Origin of the sequence: Kribbella voronezhensis (assembly GCF_004365175.1) — a bacterium.
Taxonomy (GTDB): domain Bacteria; phylum Actinomycetota; class Actinomycetes; order Propionibacteriales; family Kribbellaceae; genus Kribbella; species Kribbella voronezhensis.
Genome location: NZ_SOCE01000001.1, coordinates 3,492,294 through 3,508,809, shown reverse-complemented (window position 1 = coordinate 3,508,809; position 16,516 = coordinate 3,492,294). Strand labels below are relative to the sequence as shown.

At 68.6% G+C, this 16,516-nt stretch carries 19 protein-coding genes; 8 read left to right on the top strand and 11 right to left on the bottom strand.

Features of this window, described 5'->3' with window-relative positions; all coding sequences use genetic code 11:
- The first annotated feature begins 45 nt into the window (after positions 1-45).
- On the top strand, positions 46-882 hold the full coding sequence (locus tag EV138_RS16145) for a helix-turn-helix transcriptional regulator (protein ID WP_133979748.1): 837 nt from the start codon (positions 46-48) through the stop codon (positions 880-882).
- Positions 883-904: 22 nt separating this feature from the next.
- Here the strand turns inward: EV138_RS16145 and EV138_RS16140 are convergent, their stop codons facing one another.
- The 6 genes from EV138_RS16140 to EV138_RS16120 form a co-directional block, all read right to left on the bottom strand.
- On the bottom strand, positions 905-1,291 hold the full coding sequence (locus tag EV138_RS16140; RefSeq protein ID WP_202866733.1) for a VOC family protein: 387 nt from the start codon (positions 1,289-1,291) through the stop codon (positions 905-907).
- Entirely contained in the window at positions 1,288-1,983 is a 696-nt protein-coding gene (locus EV138_RS16135; protein WP_133979747.1) for an EcsC family protein, read from the bottom strand. The genes EV138_RS16140 and EV138_RS16135 overlap by 4 nt, the downstream gene beginning before the upstream one ends.
- 249 nt (positions 1,984-2,232) lie before the next feature.
- On the bottom strand, positions 2,233-2,571 hold the full coding sequence (locus EV138_RS38025; RefSeq protein WP_238158164.1) for an SGNH/GDSL hydrolase family protein: 339 nt from the start codon (positions 2,569-2,571) through the stop codon (positions 2,233-2,235).
- A gap of 5 nt (positions 2,572-2,576) precedes the next feature.
- Positions 2,577-3,260: an SGNH/GDSL hydrolase family protein gene (locus tag EV138_RS38020; protein WP_238158163.1), complete on the bottom strand. Its 684-nt coding sequence runs from the start codon at positions 3,258-3,260 to the stop codon at positions 2,577-2,579.
- The gene (locus EV138_RS16125; protein WP_166678611.1) at positions 3,257-3,763 is read right to left on the bottom strand and encodes a GNAT family N-acetyltransferase; all 507 of its coding nucleotides are present in this window, start codon (positions 3,761-3,763) and stop codon (positions 3,257-3,259) included. The genes EV138_RS38020 and EV138_RS16125 overlap by 4 nt, the downstream gene beginning before the upstream one ends.
- Complete coding sequence (locus tag EV138_RS16120) at positions 3,760-4,776, bottom strand: class I SAM-dependent methyltransferase (RefSeq protein ID WP_133979745.1); 1,017 nt, start codon at positions 4,774-4,776, stop codon at positions 3,760-3,762. The genes EV138_RS16125 and EV138_RS16120 overlap by 4 nt, the downstream gene beginning before the upstream one ends.
- A 97-nt stretch (positions 4,777-4,873) precedes the next feature.
- On the opposite strand from EV138_RS16120, the gene aat reads away from it, so the two are divergent.
- Entirely contained in the window at positions 4,874-5,539 is a 666-nt protein-coding gene (gene aat, locus EV138_RS16115) for a leucyl/phenylalanyl-tRNA--protein transferase (RefSeq protein WP_133979744.1), read from the top strand.
- A gap of 71 nt (positions 5,540-5,610) precedes the next feature.
- Here aat and EV138_RS16110 read toward each other — a convergent pair whose 3' ends face one another.
- Positions 5,611-6,306, bottom strand: coding sequence for a TetR/AcrR family transcriptional regulator (locus EV138_RS16110; protein ID WP_133979743.1), 696 nt, complete (start codon positions 6,304-6,306; stop codon positions 5,611-5,613).
- Between the two features lie 122 nt (positions 6,307-6,428).
- On the opposite strand from EV138_RS16110, the gene EV138_RS16105 reads away from it, so the two are divergent.
- Positions 6,429-6,893 carry a nitroreductase family deazaflavin-dependent oxidoreductase gene (locus EV138_RS16105; protein ID WP_133979742.1) on the top strand — a complete coding sequence of 155 codons (465 nt, stop codon included), beginning with the start codon at positions 6,429-6,431 and terminating at the stop codon, positions 6,891-6,893.
- A 35-nt stretch (positions 6,894-6,928) separates the two neighbouring features.
- Here the strand turns inward: EV138_RS16105 and EV138_RS16100 are convergent, their stop codons facing one another.
- Positions 6,929-8,716, bottom strand: coding sequence for an ABC transporter ATP-binding protein (locus tag EV138_RS16100; RefSeq protein WP_133979741.1), 1,788 nt, complete (start codon positions 8,714-8,716; stop codon positions 6,929-6,931).
- Complete coding sequence (locus EV138_RS16095; protein ID WP_133979740.1) at positions 8,703-10,514, bottom strand: ABC transporter ATP-binding protein; 1,812 nt, start codon at positions 10,512-10,514, stop codon at positions 8,703-8,705. The genes EV138_RS16100 and EV138_RS16095 overlap by 14 nt, the downstream gene beginning before the upstream one ends.
- 92 nt (positions 10,515-10,606) lie before the next feature.
- Here EV138_RS16095 and EV138_RS16090 point away from each other — a divergent pair, with 92 nt between their 5' ends.
- From EV138_RS16090 to EV138_RS16070, 5 genes are all read left to right on the top strand, one after another.
- The gene (locus EV138_RS16090) at positions 10,607-11,686 is read left to right on the top strand and encodes an adenosine deaminase (RefSeq protein WP_133979739.1); all 1,080 of its coding nucleotides are present in this window, start codon (positions 10,607-10,609) and stop codon (positions 11,684-11,686) included.
- 42 nt (positions 11,687-11,728) lie between these two features.
- Positions 11,729-12,253: a GNAT family N-acetyltransferase gene (locus tag EV138_RS16085; protein WP_133979738.1), complete on the top strand. Its 525-nt coding sequence runs from the start codon at positions 11,729-11,731 to the stop codon at positions 12,251-12,253.
- Positions 12,254-12,320: 67 nt separating this feature from the next.
- Complete coding sequence (locus tag EV138_RS16080; protein WP_133979737.1) at positions 12,321-13,016, top strand: PadR family transcriptional regulator; 696 nt, start codon at positions 12,321-12,323, stop codon at positions 13,014-13,016.
- 158 nt (positions 13,017-13,174) lie between these two features.
- Positions 13,175-14,209, top strand: coding sequence for an ATP-binding cassette domain-containing protein (locus tag EV138_RS16075; protein WP_133979736.1), 1,035 nt, complete (start codon positions 13,175-13,177; stop codon positions 14,207-14,209).
- Positions 14,209-15,027 (top strand): ABC transporter permease, encoded by an 819-nt coding sequence (locus tag EV138_RS16070; protein ID WP_133979735.1) that lies wholly within the window; start codon positions 14,209-14,211, stop codon positions 15,025-15,027. The genes EV138_RS16075 and EV138_RS16070 overlap by 1 nt, the downstream gene beginning before the upstream one ends.
- Positions 15,028-15,079: 52 nt before the next feature.
- On the opposite strand, the gene EV138_RS16065 is transcribed toward EV138_RS16070, so the two are convergent.
- Positions 15,080-15,520 (bottom strand): GNAT family N-acetyltransferase, encoded by a 441-nt coding sequence (locus EV138_RS16065; protein WP_133979734.1) that lies wholly within the window; start codon positions 15,518-15,520, stop codon positions 15,080-15,082.
- Complete coding sequence (locus EV138_RS16060) at positions 15,520-16,473, bottom strand: GlxA family transcriptional regulator (protein ID WP_133979733.1); 954 nt, start codon at positions 16,471-16,473, stop codon at positions 15,520-15,522. The genes EV138_RS16065 and EV138_RS16060 overlap by 1 nt, the downstream gene beginning before the upstream one ends.
- Positions 16,474-16,516: the final 43 nt, after the last annotated feature.

Below are 16,516 nucleotides of genomic sequence, written 5' to 3'. Positions count from 1 at the left end.
GGGAATTCGGAGGAAAGTGTCCGTGCCGCCTGTCACGATGATCCGGTGAGCACTCGCCGCGCCGAGCTGGGCAGCTTCCTCAAGGCCCGCCGGGCGCAGGTGACCCCTGAGGAGGTCGGCCTGCCCCCGGGCGGACGACGTCGTACGCCGGGACTCCGGCGCGAGGAGCTCGCCCAGCTCGCCGGCGTCGGTGTGACGTGGTACACCTGGCTCGAGCAGGGCCGCCCGATCAACGTGAGCGGCCAGGTCCTCGACGCGGTCGCCGGGACGCTGCGGCTGACCGATCCCGAGCGCGCGCACCTGTATCGACTCGCTGAGGCGACGCCGGTGCGGCCGAAGCGCGGCGTCTGCGCCGTCGAGCCGGTGCTGACGGAGATCCTGAACGCCCTCGATCCGCTACCCGCGGTGATCACCAACACCCGCTTCGACATCGTGATGCCGAACCAGGCGTTCAGAGATCTCTTCCACGACTGGCACACGCTGCCTTGCGTGCACAAGAACCTGCTCTGGTGCATCGTCACCGAACCGCTGGCCCGCAAGCGGTTGCTGAACTACGACGACGAAGTTCCGTACCTGGTGGCGCGCCTGCGTTCGGCGTACAGCGAACACATCGGCGACCCCGACTGGGAGGAGGACCTGGCTCGGCTGCGCAAGTTGAGCCCGGAATTCGCCGAGCTCTGGGCGCGGCACGAGGTCGCCGACTGCACCCCGCGCCCGCGCCATGTGGTCCACCCGCTCGCTGGTGAACTCCACCTCACCGTCACCGAGTTCGCCGTCCCGGCCCACCCTGACCTGGTTCTGTTCGTCGAGACCCCGTCCGACGAAGCCACTCGCGAACGCCTGCCCCTCTCCCGCCGCTCGCTCCAGCCGGCTGAGCTCTGAGCCGCAAGGCCAGCTGCAGACGTCACCGGGATTGCGGTGGTCCTGCTTCGGTGCCCCAGGTGGAGAGGCAGAAAGGGTGGCCGGCCGGGTCGAGCAGGACGCGGAAGGCCGACGGGTGCGGCTGTACTGCGGACTTCGTCGCGCCGGCCGCGAGCGACTGAGCCTCGGCGGTGTCGAGGTCGGCGGTCTTGAAGTCGAGGTGGCACTGCTGGGGGACCCGCGCGTCCGGCCAGGTGGTCGCCCGGTAGTTGAGGTCCCGCTGGAAGCCCAGGCTGACCCCGTCGCAGCGGAGTTCGACGAAGTTCTCCGAGGACACCGCGATCGTGCCGCCGCCGATCCGCTGGTAGAACTCGGCCAGTGCCTGCGGATCCGGGCAGTCGAGCATCGGCCCCCAGAACGGCGCGATCACTGCTCGAGGGACCGGGGAATCCGCCGGACCAGGCTCTTGTCGGCGTACTGACCGATCCGGTACGTCGACCAGCCGTCGACCCCCGCTCCGACGGCACCACCGAGCAGCGGCACCCGCCGGGTCACCGTGAGCGCCATCCGCTTGCCGCTGATCCGGGCGATCAGTTCGCCGACGACCTCGCCGGCCACCTGCCGATCCAGCTCCGGATCGAACACCGGCGCCGTCGCGATCGCGAGCGGCGAGGTCACCAGGCTCTCCTTCTTCAGCCGGTCGGTGACGCCGTCCTCGCCGAGCAGGCAGGTGATCACCGCGGTCCGGACCCGCGGATCGTCCAGGTCGTAGTTGCGCAGGTGGGCGATCGAAGCCACCATCCGGGCCTGCACGATCGCGATCCCGGTCAGGTTCGCCGGGAGCGCGACCGGGAGTGTGATCAGCCCGCCGATGCTGGTGACGAACCCCTGGACGCCGGCCAGCCGGATGTGCTGCTCGATCACCGTGTCGACGGCGAGTTCGGGGTCGTCGCCGTTCTTCTCCAGATGCTTGGCGGCGACCTTTTCGGCGCCGGGGAACCGCTGATAGCCGTCGATGGCGACTTCCAGCACCTGACGAAGGACACCCGCGGCCGCTTGCGGGGCGAACCGCTGCGCCGCGGGGGCGAGACTGCTGGCGACGAACCTGGCTACTCCGGCCACAGTGCTCCTTCGGAACTCGGGACGCCTACCCCTGGTCTCGAGGCTGGGCGCACCCTCAACTCTACGTGCCGCCCCCGAACCCGCCACTCGGGAGAAACCCTGACCAGCCCCGTACTACGACCGCTTGCCGCCGAACGGCCCGTCGGATGCGAAGGCGTGGGCCGCGAAGTTCTCACCGATCCGGCGATGCGCGGCGGTGTCCGGATGGAGTTCGTCGGGCAGCGGCAACTCGGCGTAGTCCGCCTCGCCCTACAGCTCCCGCCCGTCGAGGTAATACAGGTTGGGGTCCTCTGCCGCCCGTACGCCGGTGAGGCGGGCGAGTTCGCTTCGGATCACGGTGAGCGTCAGCTTCCCCGCGGCGACCTCGGCCGGATCGCCCGTCGCCTGGAACAGCATCTTGCCGGTACTGAAGTCGGGCGCGGCCGGCCCGGGAGTGTCCTCGTGAATGCGGCAATAGACGGATGAGATGACGAGCAGCGGCGTCGTCGGATGCCCCTCGCGGATCGTGTCGAGAAAGCCGTGCACCGCCGGACCGAAGGCGCGCAGGCGCATCAGGTCGGTGTTGACCAGGTTGATGCCGAGTTTCACGCTGATCAGGTCCGCCGGAGTGTCCCGGATCGCCCGCGCGGTGAACGGATCCAGAACGCGCTGCCGCCGAAGCCGAGATTGATCAGCTCCACCTCGCCGAGCGTGGCAGCCAGCACGGGCCAGGTCGCGGTAGGACTACCGGCGTTCGAGCCATGGCTGATCGAACTCCCGTGATGCAACCAGACCCGCCGCCCCTGATCCGGCACGGCCGCAACCGGTACGTCGGTGCGCAAGGCAACCAGTTCGGTCGTCTCCGTGTGCGGCAACCAGATCTCGATGTTCTTGTCATCGGCGGACAACCCGTCGAACCGCAGGGTTCCGGTCGGCCCAGGCGTCAGCTCCGAGGACCCGGTAGCCCAGTCGTGCGTCAAAATGTTGCCCTCGGCAACGCTGCCCTGTGCGGTGAGAACCCCGTCGACGACCAGGTCGTACACCCCGTCCGGCACCGGCGGCGCACCCGCATAGACCATCTTGGTGGGGCGCGTCACCAGCTCGATCGCAGTAGCGCGGCTCCGGAAGACCACCCGGACGCCGGCCGGCTTGGACTCTGACATCGCCAGTTGCCCATCGGTGTTCTGCGCCCGGGCCCGAGCGGGCAACCGGTGCGGCAGTACGCCGTACTCCGTCGGCTCCAACTCGAGTGCGCCCCGGACCATCTCCGCCGTGATCGGCGTACTGATCAAAGTCATAAGAACCGCAGCATATGAATCTTCACCACCGGCTGTCTTCCGACTATCACGGCTTGGGGCTCCCGCCCCCACTCCTGGAAGCCGCACGAACGGTAGAGCCGCTCGGCCCTTTCGTTGCCTTCGGTAACCGTCAGCCCGATCTGCAGCAGGCCTTCGGTGGCGCCGTGCTCGGCGATCGCGGTCACCAGCGTCTTGCCGATGCCGCGCCCAGCGGCCGCCGGCGCGACCGCCATGCCGAACAGGGTCGCCTTGTGCTGCACCTGTCGCCGGGGCTCGATCGTCATCCCGGCAATGCCGAGCAGTTGGCCGTCTTCGTCGAGTGCGCCGAGCGTGACGTCCTTGGGCCGCCCTCTGCTGAGCAGCCGATCGATCGTGAACTGCAGCGGCTTCTCGACCTCTTCCTCGTATGTCGAAGTGAACGCGCTCGGCGAATCCCGCAGCGCTCGCAACCGAAACTGCCGGTACTGCGCGGCGTCTTCTCGCCCGAGCCGCCGGACGATCACGACTCGCCCGCCTCGGACAGGCGGGCGCGGGTGCAATGGGTGAGGTAGGGCATCGTCAGGTGCTTGCGTCCGCGCAGGTCTAGGTGTGAGTCGAGTAGCTCGGTGACCTGGTTCAGCAACTCGGTTCGCTCGGTCTCGGGCAAGGTGATGACGTAGCTGCGGGACGCGACCATGGCGAGCAGGTCGGCTCGGGTCAGCTGGTGTTCCCAGCGGACCTCCAGCCGTTCCGCTTGCTCGAACGGCGCGCCCAGGTCGGGGTGGGTGTCCATCACCTGTGGTCCGTGCTGATGCAGGATGCGATCGAGCTCGGCCACCCACGGCTCACTCTGATCGCGAACGTTCCACACCAGGCCCAGCGTCCCGCCCGGAACGAGCACTCGGGCGGCCTCTCGCAGCGCCTTGGCCGCGTCGAACCAATGCCAGGCCTGAGCCACTACGACTACATCGAAGCTGCCATCCGCCACGGGAATCTGCTCGGCCGTACCGTCCAGCACGACCGCCTGCGGCACGCTCGCGGCGAGCTGCTCGCGCATCTCCGCCAACGGCTCGACCGCAGTCACCTCGAACCCTCGATCGACCAGCAACCGGCTCAACTTCCCCGTCCCGGCCCCCAGATCCAGCACGCGGGTCCGCTGCGCCGCACTCACCGCTTCCGGCACTCGGTTCCGACTCGCCGCTCTCCCGCCGAAGTCCTGCAGGCCGTGCTCATTGGCAGGCACCAGCCAGTCGACCGCCGAGGCCGGGTACGGCGGCCGCCCTTGTTGGTACGCCGCTGCCGCGTCGCCGAACGAGGTCGCCTGCGCCTCCTGGGACCACCTCCGGCTCGCGCCTTGGCGCGTCATCCCGCAGGCCTGCCCGATCTCGTCCCAGCTCGCCAGCCGCTGCGAGCGCAACTGCTGGATCAGCTCAGCCCGCTCCGCTTCCAGCGCGGTGAGCACTTTCGTCACCCGGGCCAGGCCGTCGATCCCGCCCGCGCCGACGATGTCCGCCACGATCCGCCTCGTTGGTTTCACCTGAGCAGCATATGTTGCCTGTTGTGATTGCGCGCAGCATTTGTTGCGGCCCGCCCCAGGCCGACCTGTGCCGAGAGGTGTACGTCAGGATGGTGGGGTGCCAATCGAACCTCCCGCGTCTGTCTGGGACTTTCCGCCGGTAGGGGTCGCCGGGGCCGGTGATGTGGTCGCGGCCGGGGCAGATCTCGAGCCGGGCACAGTGCTCGCGGCGTACCGGCGGGGGCTGTTCCCGATGCCGGACAGTCACGGCCCGCTGTTGTGGTGGTCGCCGGTGGAGCGCGGCGTGATCGAAGTCGACAGCTTCACGCCGTCGCGGTCGCTGCGCCGGGCCCGGAGCAAGTTCGAGATCCGGGTGAACACCGCGTTCGACCAGGTGATCCGGGCCTGCGCGGATCCGAGCCGGCCGGGTTCCTGGATCGACGCGGACATCATCGCGGCGTACACGCGGCTGCACGAACTCGGCTGGGTGCATTCGGTCGAGGCCTGGGACGGCGACGAACTGGCCGGCGGCCTGTACGGCGTGGCGATCGGTGGTCTGTTCGCGGGCGAGTCGATGTTCCACCACCAGACCGACGGCTCGAAGGCGGCCGTCGCGGGGCTGGTCGAACTGCTCGACGACAAGTACGCCGCCGAGCGGGTGCTCGACATCCAGTGGGTGACCAGCCACCTCGCCACCCTCGGCGCGATCGCGATCCCGCGCGAGCAGTACATCGCCCGCGTCGAACGCGCCCTGGCCTTCCCGCTGCCCGCTGCGTTCAGCTGACCCGCAGCCCGTAGCCCGTAGCCCGTAGCCCGGGGGCCGCCGCCCGCCGCCCGCCGCCCGCCGCCGATCGCTCAGGCGGCGCGGAGTCCGACGAAGTCGGCCAGCTGTTCGACGGCGTCCGCGAAGAACTCGTCGGCCGGATCCATCGACCCCACCAACTGCCCGTACAACTCGAAGCTGATCAGCCCGAACAGCTGGGTCCACGCCATCACTGCCCGGACCAGCACCTTCGCCGGTACGCCAGGCGCCAACGCCGCGATCGTCGCCACTTGCTCAGCCAGTACGCCGGACGGCTCGTGTGCGCCTTCGGGCGGATCGAGAGCACCCGTCTCCTGAGCCTTCGCCAGCAGACCGATCATCAGGATCGGCACCCGGCTGGCAGGCTGGATCGTGGTCTGCGGCGCCTTATACCCGGCGACCGGCGAACCATAGATCAACGCGTACTCCTGCGGGTTGCTCCTGGCCCAGTCCCGTACCGCGTGGCACACGGCGATCCACGCGCTCCGCGGATCCTGCTCGCGCCGGCCCGCCTTCTCCGCCGCGGCGCCGAGCGCGTCGTACGCGTCGATGATCAGCGCGGTGAGCAGGTCGTCGCGGCTGGGGAAGTACCTGTAGAGGGCCGACGACACCATGCCGAGGTCGCGGGAGACCGCTCGCAACGAGAGCCGCTCGGCGCCTTCGGCCACGAGCTGGCGGCGCGCGGCGTCCTTGATCTCCTGGGTCAACTCGGCGCGGGCTCGGTCCCGTGCGGTGCGTCCGGCGTTCATGGCGAAGAGTCTGCCACGAGCGCTGCGCTAAATCGAGAGCACTGCTCTTGACAGCGCGTCGGCTGTCCTGTTCACTGATCACAAGAGAGAGCACCGCTCTCGATCATTGAGAGGCGACTGACATGCAGGAGTACAACAGCAAGCGAGTGGTGACCTCGGGCCGGCGCAGCATGCTGGTCTTCAACAAGATGGTCGCGGGCCTGACCAATCTCGGCATCAGCCTGATGGGCAGCCGGGTGCTCTCGGTCCGCGGCCGCAAGTCCGGCGAATGGCGCAGTACGCCGGTCAACCTGCTCACCGTCGACGGTCAGCGCTATCTGGTCGCCCCGCGCGGTCACGTCCAGTGGGTCCGCAACCTCCGCGCCAGCGGCGACGGCACCCTCCGCCTCGGCCGCAAGACCGAGCCGTTCCGCGCCGAGGAGGTCGCCGACGCCGACAAGCCCGACGTCCTCCGCCTCTACCTGAAGAAGTGGGCCTGGGAAGTAGGCGCCTTCTTCGGCGACGACGTCCGCGCCGACTCCCCCACCACCCGCCTCCTGCACATAGCCCCCGGCGTCCCCGTCTTCAAAATCCACACCGCCGCCTGATCAGCAACTGTGCAAGCGGCGCTTGCACGAATTGGTCAGCGGTAGGCGGTGGCTTGGAGGTTGTAGAGGTCGGCGTAGTGGCCGCCCAGGGTCATCAGGGAGTTGTGGGTGCCGGTTTCGATGACGTGGGCGCCGTCGAGGACGATGATGAGGTCGGCCATGCGGACGGTGGAGAAGCGGTGGGAGACCAGGACGGTGATCCGGCCGTCGGTGCTGGAGCGGGCGGCTTCGGCGTAGCGTTCGAAGAGGGCGTGTTCGGTTTCCGCGTCCAGGGCGGCCGTCGGTTCGTCGAGGACCAGCAGAAGTGGTTTGTCCCGCATGAAGCCGCGGGCGAGTGCGAGTTTCTGCCATTGGCCGAAGCTGATCTCGGCGCCGCCCGGCCAGGTCGACCCGAGTTGCGTGTCCAGGCCTTCCTCGAGCCGCTCGACCACATCGTCGGCGCCGGCCCGGCCGACCGCGGCGGTCACGGCGGCCTCGTCGTCCAGCCGCGGCAGATCCCCCAGCCCGACACTGTGCCGGGCCTGGAACTCGAACCGGAAGAAGTCCTGGAACGCCCCGGCGATCCGGTCCCGCCACGCGTCGGCCGGGATCCGCGCCAGCGGCTGCCCGTCCAGCAGGATGCGCCCGCTCGTCGGCTCGTACAGTTTCGCGATCAGCTTGACCAGCGTCGACTTCCCGGCTCCGTTCTCGCCCACGACCGCGATCACCTTGCGGGCCGGAAGATGCAGAGAAACGTTGTCGAGGGCAACTTTCTCCGCGCCGGCGTACCGGAAGGAGACGCCTTCCAGCCGGATCCCGTCGACGAGTCGCGACGGCACCGGCAGATCGGCATCGAGGTCGAACGACGCCGCGTAGTTCTCCAGCCAGACCAGCCGCCGCGAGCCGTCCAGCCAGATCCCGCGCAGGAAGCCGATCTCGCCGACTGTCGCTCCGATGTACGACGACAGTCGCGCGCCCGCCGCGAGAATCAGCAACACGGCCCCCACCGATGCGTCGAGCCCGGTCGCCACGAACAACACGGCCGCCACGTACCCCGCTCCGAAGATCGCCCAAGCCGCCGCGTGCCACCCGGCACTCGTCCACCGAACTCGCGCGATCGGTCCGTACCACCGTTCCCACTCACTGCGTCGGTCCGTCACCAGCGACGGACCGATGCCGGTCACGCGCACGTCCTTGCCCGGCGCCGGACTGGTCGCGGTACGGAAGAGATGATCCGCCAGGCGTTGGTGGGAAGCGTTCTTCTCCTCGGTCTGCCGTTCCACGCCCGGCCGCCAGCTGGAACTGATCACTGTGGGCACGGCGAACAGCACCAGCAACGCCAGCAGCGGGTTGATCGACATCAGCAGCGCGATCGTCACGACGAGCCGAAGAATCCAGCCGCAGGTCGAGAAGAGCGACATGTACATGTGGTCGAGCACGAACACCTGCTTGCGCAGCACCGACAACCGGTCCAGGTAATCGCGGCGTTCGTGATGCTCGACAGTGGCCACGGTCGCCTGCAGACGGGCGACATGAGCCTCCAGCATGATCGTGACCCGGTCCCGGAACCGTCGAGAGATCCGCGCCGACAGCGTGCGCAGGAACCAGGTCGCGGTCACCGACAACGCCATCCCGGCGGCTGCGAGAAACACGGCCCGCCGGTCGCCACGCAGTACGCCGTCGGCCAGGACCTTCAGCCACAAGGCGAGCAGAGCGTCGGGGAGTGCGGCCAGCAGGGTCATCGCGAAGGCGAAGACGAGCAGCCCGGGCTCGTGCTGGTAGCCGAGTTTGCAGAGTCGCCACATCGCCGGGATCGCCTTCGGCAGGTCGTCAGAGCGTGTCATAGCTCATCCCCTCCTCGTCGACCTCGGCCGTGAAGCGCTGTGCCTGCAGGTCGAACATCGTCCGGTACCGCCCGCGCAGCGCCATCAACTCGTCGTGGCTGCCGAGTTCGACCACTCGGCCGTGTTCCAGAACGCAGATCCGGTCGGCATGCCGGACGGTCGAGAACCGGTGGGAGACCAGGATCGTGGTGACTCCGCGCGTCGCCGTCAGGATCCGGTCGAAGATCGCCGCCTCGCCTCGAACATCCAGCTGCGCAGTCGGTTCGTCGAGCAGCACCAGCCCGGCCCCTTGCCGTACTGCGCACAGCGCTCGCGCCAGTGCGACTCGCTGCCACTGGCCACCGGACAGATCCGTGCCGCCTTCGTAGCCCGTGGCCAGCCGGGTCTCGAGGTCGGCCAGGTCGCCGGCACCGGCGTCTGCGAGCGCGGCAACAATGTCCGCTTCGGGCGCACCGCCGGGGGCGACGTTGTCCCGCAGCGAAAGCTCGAGGCGGAGGAAGTCCTGGAACACCGCCGCGACTCGGCTCCGCCAGCCGTCCACATCCAGATTCCGCAGATCCACCCCGTCGACCTCGATCGACCCCGAGCCCGGGTCGTACAACCGGCACAGCAGCTTCGCCAGCGTGGTCTTGCCCGCCCCGTTCTGGCCGACGACCGCCAGCGACGATCCGGCCGGGATCGTCAGGTCCAGCCCGTCGAACACCGGCCGCTCCGACCGCGGATAACTGAAACTCAACTCCCGGATCCTGATCTCCACCGGCCCTCGCGACGAACCCCCGCCCGACCAAGCCGGACCAGCCCCGTCCGACAACGCACCCGCCGGCGCCATCGCGGGCTTGAGCTTCCGTACTGCGACGACAGGCGCGGCAGCTCCGTCGAGTACCCAGTTCAAGCCACCGAAGGCGATCGAGCTCACCCCGACAGCGACCTGCGCGAACACGACCAGCCGATCCAGCGCCAGACTGCCACCGACAGCGGCCGACCCGAGCGCCCAGAAGACCACCCCATTGGCCACCGCCACGATCAGCAGACTCCAGATCATCGGCCGCTCCCGCAGCCGCGTCGCCTGGTACTGCAACTCGAACAACCGGCGCCGCCGCTCCGTGAACCGCTCGACAGCCCACCCCGCCAGCCCGAACAGCCGCAACTCCTTCGCGGCCCCCGGCTCGACTGCCAACTGGTACGCGTAGTCCGCATGCCGTTGCGCAGAACGGACTTCCGAGGTGTTCCGATCGCGCCAGACGCCGCTCTCCCGCAGCAACCAATGCGTCGCGCTCCAGGCCACCACGAGCACCAACGGCGCCCACCAGCTGAACCCGAACAACACCACAGCAGCGGCGATCCCGCCGACCATCTCCACCAGGCTGGTCGCGGTGAAGTCCACGTTCATGTACATCGGCGGCCCGGTCTGCCCCCGGTCGAACTCGCGCGCGACGGTCAGATCCTCCATCAACTCCGGATCTTCCAGATGCCCGATCCCCGGCGGCTCGACGCAGGCCCGGGCCAATTCGTCGTTGAGCCACGCGGCCACCCGGCTGCCGAGATTGGCGCTGACCGCCTGGTGCACGGGCGTGAGCACCTGCAGCAGGATGAACGTCGTACCCATCAAAGTGAGCGGTCCGGCCAGCTCGTCATGATGCTGGACGGCGCCGATCAGCCAGCCCATCGCGATCGCGAACACGGCCGGCAGCGCGCCGCGCAGCAGCAGGAGCAGCCACCAGGCCGTGGCCAGCACAGGATCAGCCTTCGGCAGTACGGCGAAGAACTGCCACTCGGGACGATTGCGCAAGCCGGCCATCTGCTCACCATGGCACCCGGCACCCCCAAAAATCTTGAACGTTTGCCGGATCGGGCGACCGGACCCGCAGTACGGGCTGGCAGGATGGCGACATGATCTCGGCTGGGCAGTTGGCGGATGCGCCGAAGGTGTTGTTGCACGACCACCTGGACGGTGGCCTGCGGCCGGCGACGATCGTGGAGCTGGCCGCCGACATCGGGCACCGGTTGCCGCGGACCGACGCCGGTGAACTCGGGCAGTGGTTCGTCGAGTCGGCGGACTCCGGCTCGCTGGAGCGCTACCTGGAGACGTTCGACCACACCGTCACGGTGATGCAGAACGCCGAGGCGATCACCCGGGTCGCGAGCGAGTGCGTGCAGGACCTGGCGGCGGACGGTGTCGTGTACGCCGAGATCCGCTACGCGCCCGAGCAGCACCTGACGGCCGGGCTGTCGCTGGAGCAGGTGGTGGACGCCGTCCGCGCGGGCTTCGAGGACGGTATGGCGAAAGCCGAGCGCCCGATCGTGGCTCGCCAGCTGCTGACGGCGATGCGGCACCAGGCGCGCTCGATGGAGATCGCGCAGCTCGCGGTCGCCTACCGGGACGCCGGGGTGGTCGGCTTCGACATCGCCGGCGCCGAGGCGGGCTACCCGCCCACCCGGCACCTGGACGCGTTCGAGTACCTGCAGCGCGAGAACGCCCACTTCACCATCCACGCGGGCGAGGCGTTCGGCCTGCCGTCGATCTGGCAGGCGATCCAGTGGTGCGGCGCGGACCGGCTCGGCCACGGCGTCCGGATCATCGACGACATCTCGTACGACGCGTCGGCCGGCCTCGACGGCAAGGTCGAGCTCGGCCGGCTGGCGGCGTACGTGCGGGACCGGCGGATCCCGCTGGAGATGTGTCCGAGCTCCAACCTGCAGACCGGCGCGGCCGATTCGATCGCGCAGCACCCGATCGGGCTGCTCACCCAACTGAAGTTCCGGGTCACCGTGAACACGGACAACCGGTTGATGAGCGGTACGTCGATGAGCCGCGAGCTGGCCCTGCTCGCCGAGGCCTTCGACTACGGGCTGGCCGACTTCCGCTGGTTCGCCATCAACGCGATGAAGTCGGCCTTCATCCCGTTCGACGAGCGACTCGCGATCATCGACACCGTGATCAAGCCCTGGTACGCCGAGGCGCTCGCCTAATCCGTTGGACGGTCAGGCTCCGCACACCGCAGAGTCGACCGCATGACCGCACATCACCTCCGCTTCGCGGAGCTTTCCCCGAAGACCATGGCCGCTTTGCTCGCGGGCGAACTGGACACCGCACGGATCGAATCAGGTGTCGAGCTGGGCGAGTTGTTCGTCGACGACCGCGCGAAGTGGTTGTGGAACTACCGGCTCAAGCAGCTCGAGACCCAGCCGGAGGCCGCCGACTGGATCGCCAGGGCCGTTCTCTCCACGCCGCCCGGAGTTCAAGGTGAGGTGGTCGTCGGCTACGCGGGGTTCCACGGGCCGCCCGACGCGGACGGGATGGTCGAGGTCGGGTACACCGTCGACCCGCAGTACCGGCGGCGCGGCTATGCGAAGGCGATCCTGGCCGCGCTGCTCGACCGGGCGGCCGCGGAACCCGCAGTACGGGTGGTTCGCGCCACCATCAGCCCGGACAACGAGGCGTCGCTGGCGACCATCGCTTCGTTCGGCTTCACCCAGAACGGGGAGCAGTGGGACGAGGAGGACGGCCTCGAGCTGATCTTCGAGCGACCTGCCTGAGTACTTGACACCGGGTATCCGGAGTCTAATACTCGATTTCGAGTAGTTGAGATCGAGGAGGCGGAGCATGGGCAAGCGGAAGGTGGCGAACCCGCTCGCGTTCGCGGTGCTCGGCACGCTCACCGAGCGCCCCATGCACCCGTACGAGATCTCCTCGCTGCTCAAGGGCCGCGGCAAGGAAGTGAGCATCAAGCTCAACTACGGCTCCCTGTACTCCGTCGTCGCGGCGCTGGAGAAGGCCGGGTTCATCGAGGCGGTCGAAACCCTGCGGGACGGGAATCGCCCGGAGCGCACGGTCTACGCGATCACCTCGACCGGCCGCGCCGAGTTCGACGACTGGCTGACCGAGTTGCTCGGCACGCCGGCCAAGGAGTTCCGGCAACTGGAGGCCGGGCTGGCCTATCTCCCGGCCTTCCCGCCGGACCGGGTGGTCGAGCTGCTCGAGCAACGGGTCGTCGCGCTGGACGAGGAGATCGCTCAGCTGGTCGGGATGCACGAGTTCATGCGGTCGAAGAAGCTTCCCCGGATCTTCTGGGTCGAGTCGGAGTTCCGGGTCGCCGTGCTGACCGCCGAGCGTGATTACGCCAAGGGGCTGGCCGCGGAGATCCGGGTCGACGAACTCGAAGGCAGCGCCTTCTGGCGCAAGACGCACGAACTCGTCGCCGAGCTGGGGATCAAGCCCAGGGACGTGCTGGCGGATCCGGTCAAGTACTTCGGGGAGGACCTGCCCTGGTTGAAGGAGGTCCCACCGGAAGGCCTGTAACGCAGGACGGCCCCCGACCAGGGCGCGGCAACGCCGTGGTCAAGGGCCGCAGTTCCTCGAGTCGATCCCGCAAGCGAGACCTGGCACCCAAGGCGCAACCATCAGGATAGCCAGCTCGCCCGGATCGGCTCCTCACCACACCTTTGAGGAGTTCGACCATGGCACCACCCACGCACGCCCGGACCGGCGGCGGTGACCTCGCGATCGAGGTGACCGACCTGGTCAAGACCTACCCGGCGGCTCGCAAGAAGCCGCCCGTCCGTGCCCTCGACGGCCTCACCTTCGACGTGCCGGCGGGCGTCGTCCTGGGGCTGCTCGGGCCCAACGGCGCCGGCAAGTCCACCGCGGTGAAGATCCTGACCACCTTGTCCCGGGCCGATTCCGGTACCGCGCGAGTCGCCGGCCTCGACGTCGTCAAGGACCAGCAGGCGGTCCGCCTGGCGATCGGCTACGTACCGCAGCAGTCCAGTTCCGACCCGATGGCGACCGGCACCGAGAACCTCGTCCTCAGCGGCCGCATCTACGGCCTGTCCAGATCCGACTCCGTACGCCGGGCCGCCGAGCTCCTGGAGCGCTTCGGCCTCGCCGAAGCCGCTGATCGCCAGGTCCGGACGTACTCCGGTGGTATGCAACGCAAGTTGGACGTTGCCCTCGGACTCGTTCATCGGCCTCGGGTGCTCTTCCTGGACGAGCCGACGACCGGGCTCGATCCGGAGGCTCGCGCGGATCTGTGGACCGAGGTCGAACGGCTCTCCGCGGCCGAAGGACTCACCGTCCTGCTGACCACTCACTACCTGGAGGAGGCCGACCGGCTCGCGGCGCAACTCGCGATCGTCGACCACGGCAAGGTCGTCGCCTCGGGCAGCCCCGAGGAGCTGAAGGCCGAGCTGCACGGCGACTCCGTCCAGGTCGAACTGGCCGACGCCGCTTCGACGACCCGGGTGCACTCCTTGATCAGCGGGCTCCGTGGGATCGGCGAAGTCGTTGTCGATGGCAACGTCGTGCGAGCGCGCGTGGATCACGGAGCGACCGCCGTACCGGCTGTGCTGGGTGTGCTTGAGGAGCAGGAGATTCCGGTCGCTGCCGTGACGGTCGCGCGGCCGACGCTGGACGACGTCTATCTGCGCTACACCGGCCGCACCTTCCGGGCGGCCGAGCAGGCTTCCGATGCGGAGAAGGAGAGGGCCGCCTGATGGCCACGATGACAGCTACTGCGGTGCGTTCCTCAGCTCGCTCGGGTGGACTGGCCGGGCAGACCGCGATGATCACGGGTCGCTGGTTGCGGGCGCAGTACAGGTCTCCTGCCTTGATCGCCTTCACTTTGGTGCAGCCGGCGATCTGGCTGTTGCTGTTCGGGCAGTTGTTCAAAGGTGTGGTGAACCTGCCGGGGTTCTCCGATTCGTCGTACATCGCGTTCCTGACGCCGGGCATCGTGATGATGACGGCGTTGATGTCGAGCGGCTGGGCCGGCACCACGTTCATCACCGACATGGAGCGCGGCGTGATGGACCGGATGCTCACCTCGCCGGTACGCCGCGGCGCGCTGATGGCTGGGCAGTTGCTCAGCAACGCGACCACCACGGTGATCCAGACGATCCTGGTGTTCGCGATCGGCCTGGCGGCCGGGGCACGCTACGACGGGAACGGACTCGGGTACGTCGTCACGATCGTCGCATCGATGCTCGTCGGTACGGCGTTCGGCTCGCTCTCGAACGCGGTCGCGCTGCTCACACGGCAGCAGGAGGCGCTGATCGGCATCTTCCAGTTCGTCTCGCTCCCGCTGACGTTCCTGTCCTCGATCATGATGAACCCGAAACTCGCCCCGCACTGGGTCGAGGTCGGCGCCCGCTTCAACCCGGTCGACTGGGCCACGGTCGCCGCCCGCCAGTCCCTCTCGGCCGATCCCGACTGGTCCTCGGTCACCCGCCACGGCCTCTACCTGCTGGCCTTCACCCTCTTCGTCGCCTACCTCTCCACCCGAGCCTTCCGCACCTACCAACGCTCGGTGTGAACGACGTCCGGTGTTCTCCCGGCTCGCGTCGGGAGACCACCGGACGATTGGCTCAGAGGGGTTTGACCCAGCGGGACCAGTTGGGTTGTGGGATGTAGCCGGCGGTTTGCCAGGTGGGATGGGCGGTGGTGTTGGTGTCGAGGACCATGGCGTCGGCGCGGGTGCCGCCGTAGGTGGTGAAACGCTGCTCTGCAAGGGAGATGAGCGTGCGGCCGATGCCGCGGCGGCGGTGGGTCGGGGCTACGGCGAGGCGATAGAGATGGCAGCGCCAGCCGTCCCAGCCGACGATGATGGAGCCGACGATCAAGTCGCCGCTTCCGTTGTCGGCAGAGTTGTTGTCTACGGCAAGGATCAGCGCTTCCGGGTCTCGGGCGATCAGGCGCAGTACGGCGTCGGGCGAGTCCGGCGGGCGGTCGGCGTCTTCGGCTGCCGTGGCCCAGAAGGACAGTACTGCGGGGGCTTCGGCGGGGGTGGCTGGTCGGTAGGTGATCATCAGCTCGCGGTCTGGAAGGTTCGGCGGTAGTCCTGCGGTGGAACGCCGACCACTCTACGGAAGTGGTGGCGCAACAACGCGGCCGTGCCGAACCCCGACTCCGAGGCGATCTGCTCGATGCCGAGTTTCGTCTGCTCCAGCAGGGTTCTGGCGTGCAGGACGCGCTGGGTGGTGACCCACTTGAGCGGTGTCGTCCCGGTTTCGGCGACGAAGCGGCGGGCGAAGGTGCGGTCGGACATCCGGGCCCGGCGGGCGAGTTCGGGCACGGTGTGCTCGATGGTGAGGTTGTCGACCATCCAGTCGAGTACCGGCTGCAGGCTCTCGCCGGACGACTCGGGCACCGGCACCTCGACGTACTGGCGCTGGCCGCCGTCGCGCTGCGGTGGGACGACCATCCGGCGGGCGATCCGGGTGGCGACGGCGCTGCCGAGTTCGCGGCGGACGAGGTGGAGGCAGGCGTCGATGCCGGCCGCCGTACCGGCGCTGGTGATGATGTCGCCGTCGTCGACGAACAAGACGTCCGCGTCGAGCCGGGCACCCGGGAACTGCTCGCGGAAGAGCTTCGCGTACCGCCAGTGGGTCGCGCAGCTGCGGCCGTCCAGCAGGCCGGCCCGGCCGAGGACGAAGGCGCCGGAGCACACGGTCAGCAGGATCGCGCCGCGTTCGTGTGCCCGGCGGAGCGCGTCGAGGATGCGCTCGTCGTACTCGTGCCGCCAGGTGGTCGCCGGGAGAGCGACCAGATCCGCGTCCTCCAGCTCCTCCAACCCGTACGGCGCGATCACGGCGGAGTGGCTGCTGGTTTGCAGAGGTTCGCCCGGCCGGGTCGAACACACCTTGAAGTCGAACGCCGGCACGCCGTCGTCGGTCCGGTCGATCCCGAACACCTCCGACAGCACGCCGAACTCGAACAGCGCGACGTCCTCCATCAGGACGACGGCGATCTTCTGCAGCATGTGAGCCAGTATGGCAGTAATTTGTGGAGGACTGTCAATAGTG

What these genes read in the sequence shown, in the direction of transcription:
- EV138_RS16070 (WP_133979735.1), top strand. Translation starts at nt 14,209, where the DNA reads ATGGCCACGATGACAGCTACTGCGGTGCGTTCCTCAGCTCGCTCGGGT.
- EV138_RS16095 (WP_133979740.1), bottom strand. Translation starts at nt 10,514, where the DNA reads ATGGCCGGCTTGCGCAATCGTCCCGAGTGGCAGTTCTTCGCCGTACTG.
- EV138_RS16065 (WP_133979734.1), bottom strand. Translation starts at nt 15,520, where the DNA reads ATGATCACCTACCGACCAGCCACCCCCGCCGAAGCCCCCGCAGTACTG.
- EV138_RS16060 (WP_133979733.1), bottom strand. Translation starts at nt 16,473, where the DNA reads ATGCTGCAGAAGATCGCCGTCGTCCTGATGGAGGACGTCGCGCTGTTC.
- EV138_RS16080 (WP_133979737.1), top strand. Translation starts at nt 12,321, where the DNA reads ATGGGCAAGCGGAAGGTGGCGAACCCGCTCGCGTTCGCGGTGCTCGGC.
- EV138_RS16100 (WP_133979741.1), bottom strand. Translation starts at nt 8,716, where the DNA reads ATGACACGCTCTGACGACCTGCCGAAGGCGATCCCGGCGATGTGGCGA.
- EV138_RS16085 (WP_133979738.1), top strand. Translation starts at nt 11,729, where the DNA reads ATGACCGCACATCACCTCCGCTTCGCGGAGCTTTCCCCGAAGACCATG.
- EV138_RS16090 (WP_133979739.1), top strand. Translation starts at nt 10,607, where the DNA reads ATGATCTCGGCTGGGCAGTTGGCGGATGCGCCGAAGGTGTTGTTGCAC.
- EV138_RS38020 (WP_238158163.1), bottom strand. Translation starts at nt 3,260, where the DNA reads ATGACTTTGATCAGTACGCCGATCACGGCGGAGATGGTCCGGGGCGCA.
- EV138_RS16110 (WP_133979743.1), bottom strand. Translation starts at nt 6,306, where the DNA reads ATGAACGCCGGACGCACCGCACGGGACCGAGCCCGCGCCGAGTTGACC.
- EV138_RS16105 (WP_133979742.1), top strand. Translation starts at nt 6,429, where the DNA reads ATGCAGGAGTACAACAGCAAGCGAGTGGTGACCTCGGGCCGGCGCAGC.
- EV138_RS16075 (WP_133979736.1), top strand. Translation starts at nt 13,175, where the DNA reads ATGGCACCACCCACGCACGCCCGGACCGGCGGCGGTGACCTCGCGATC.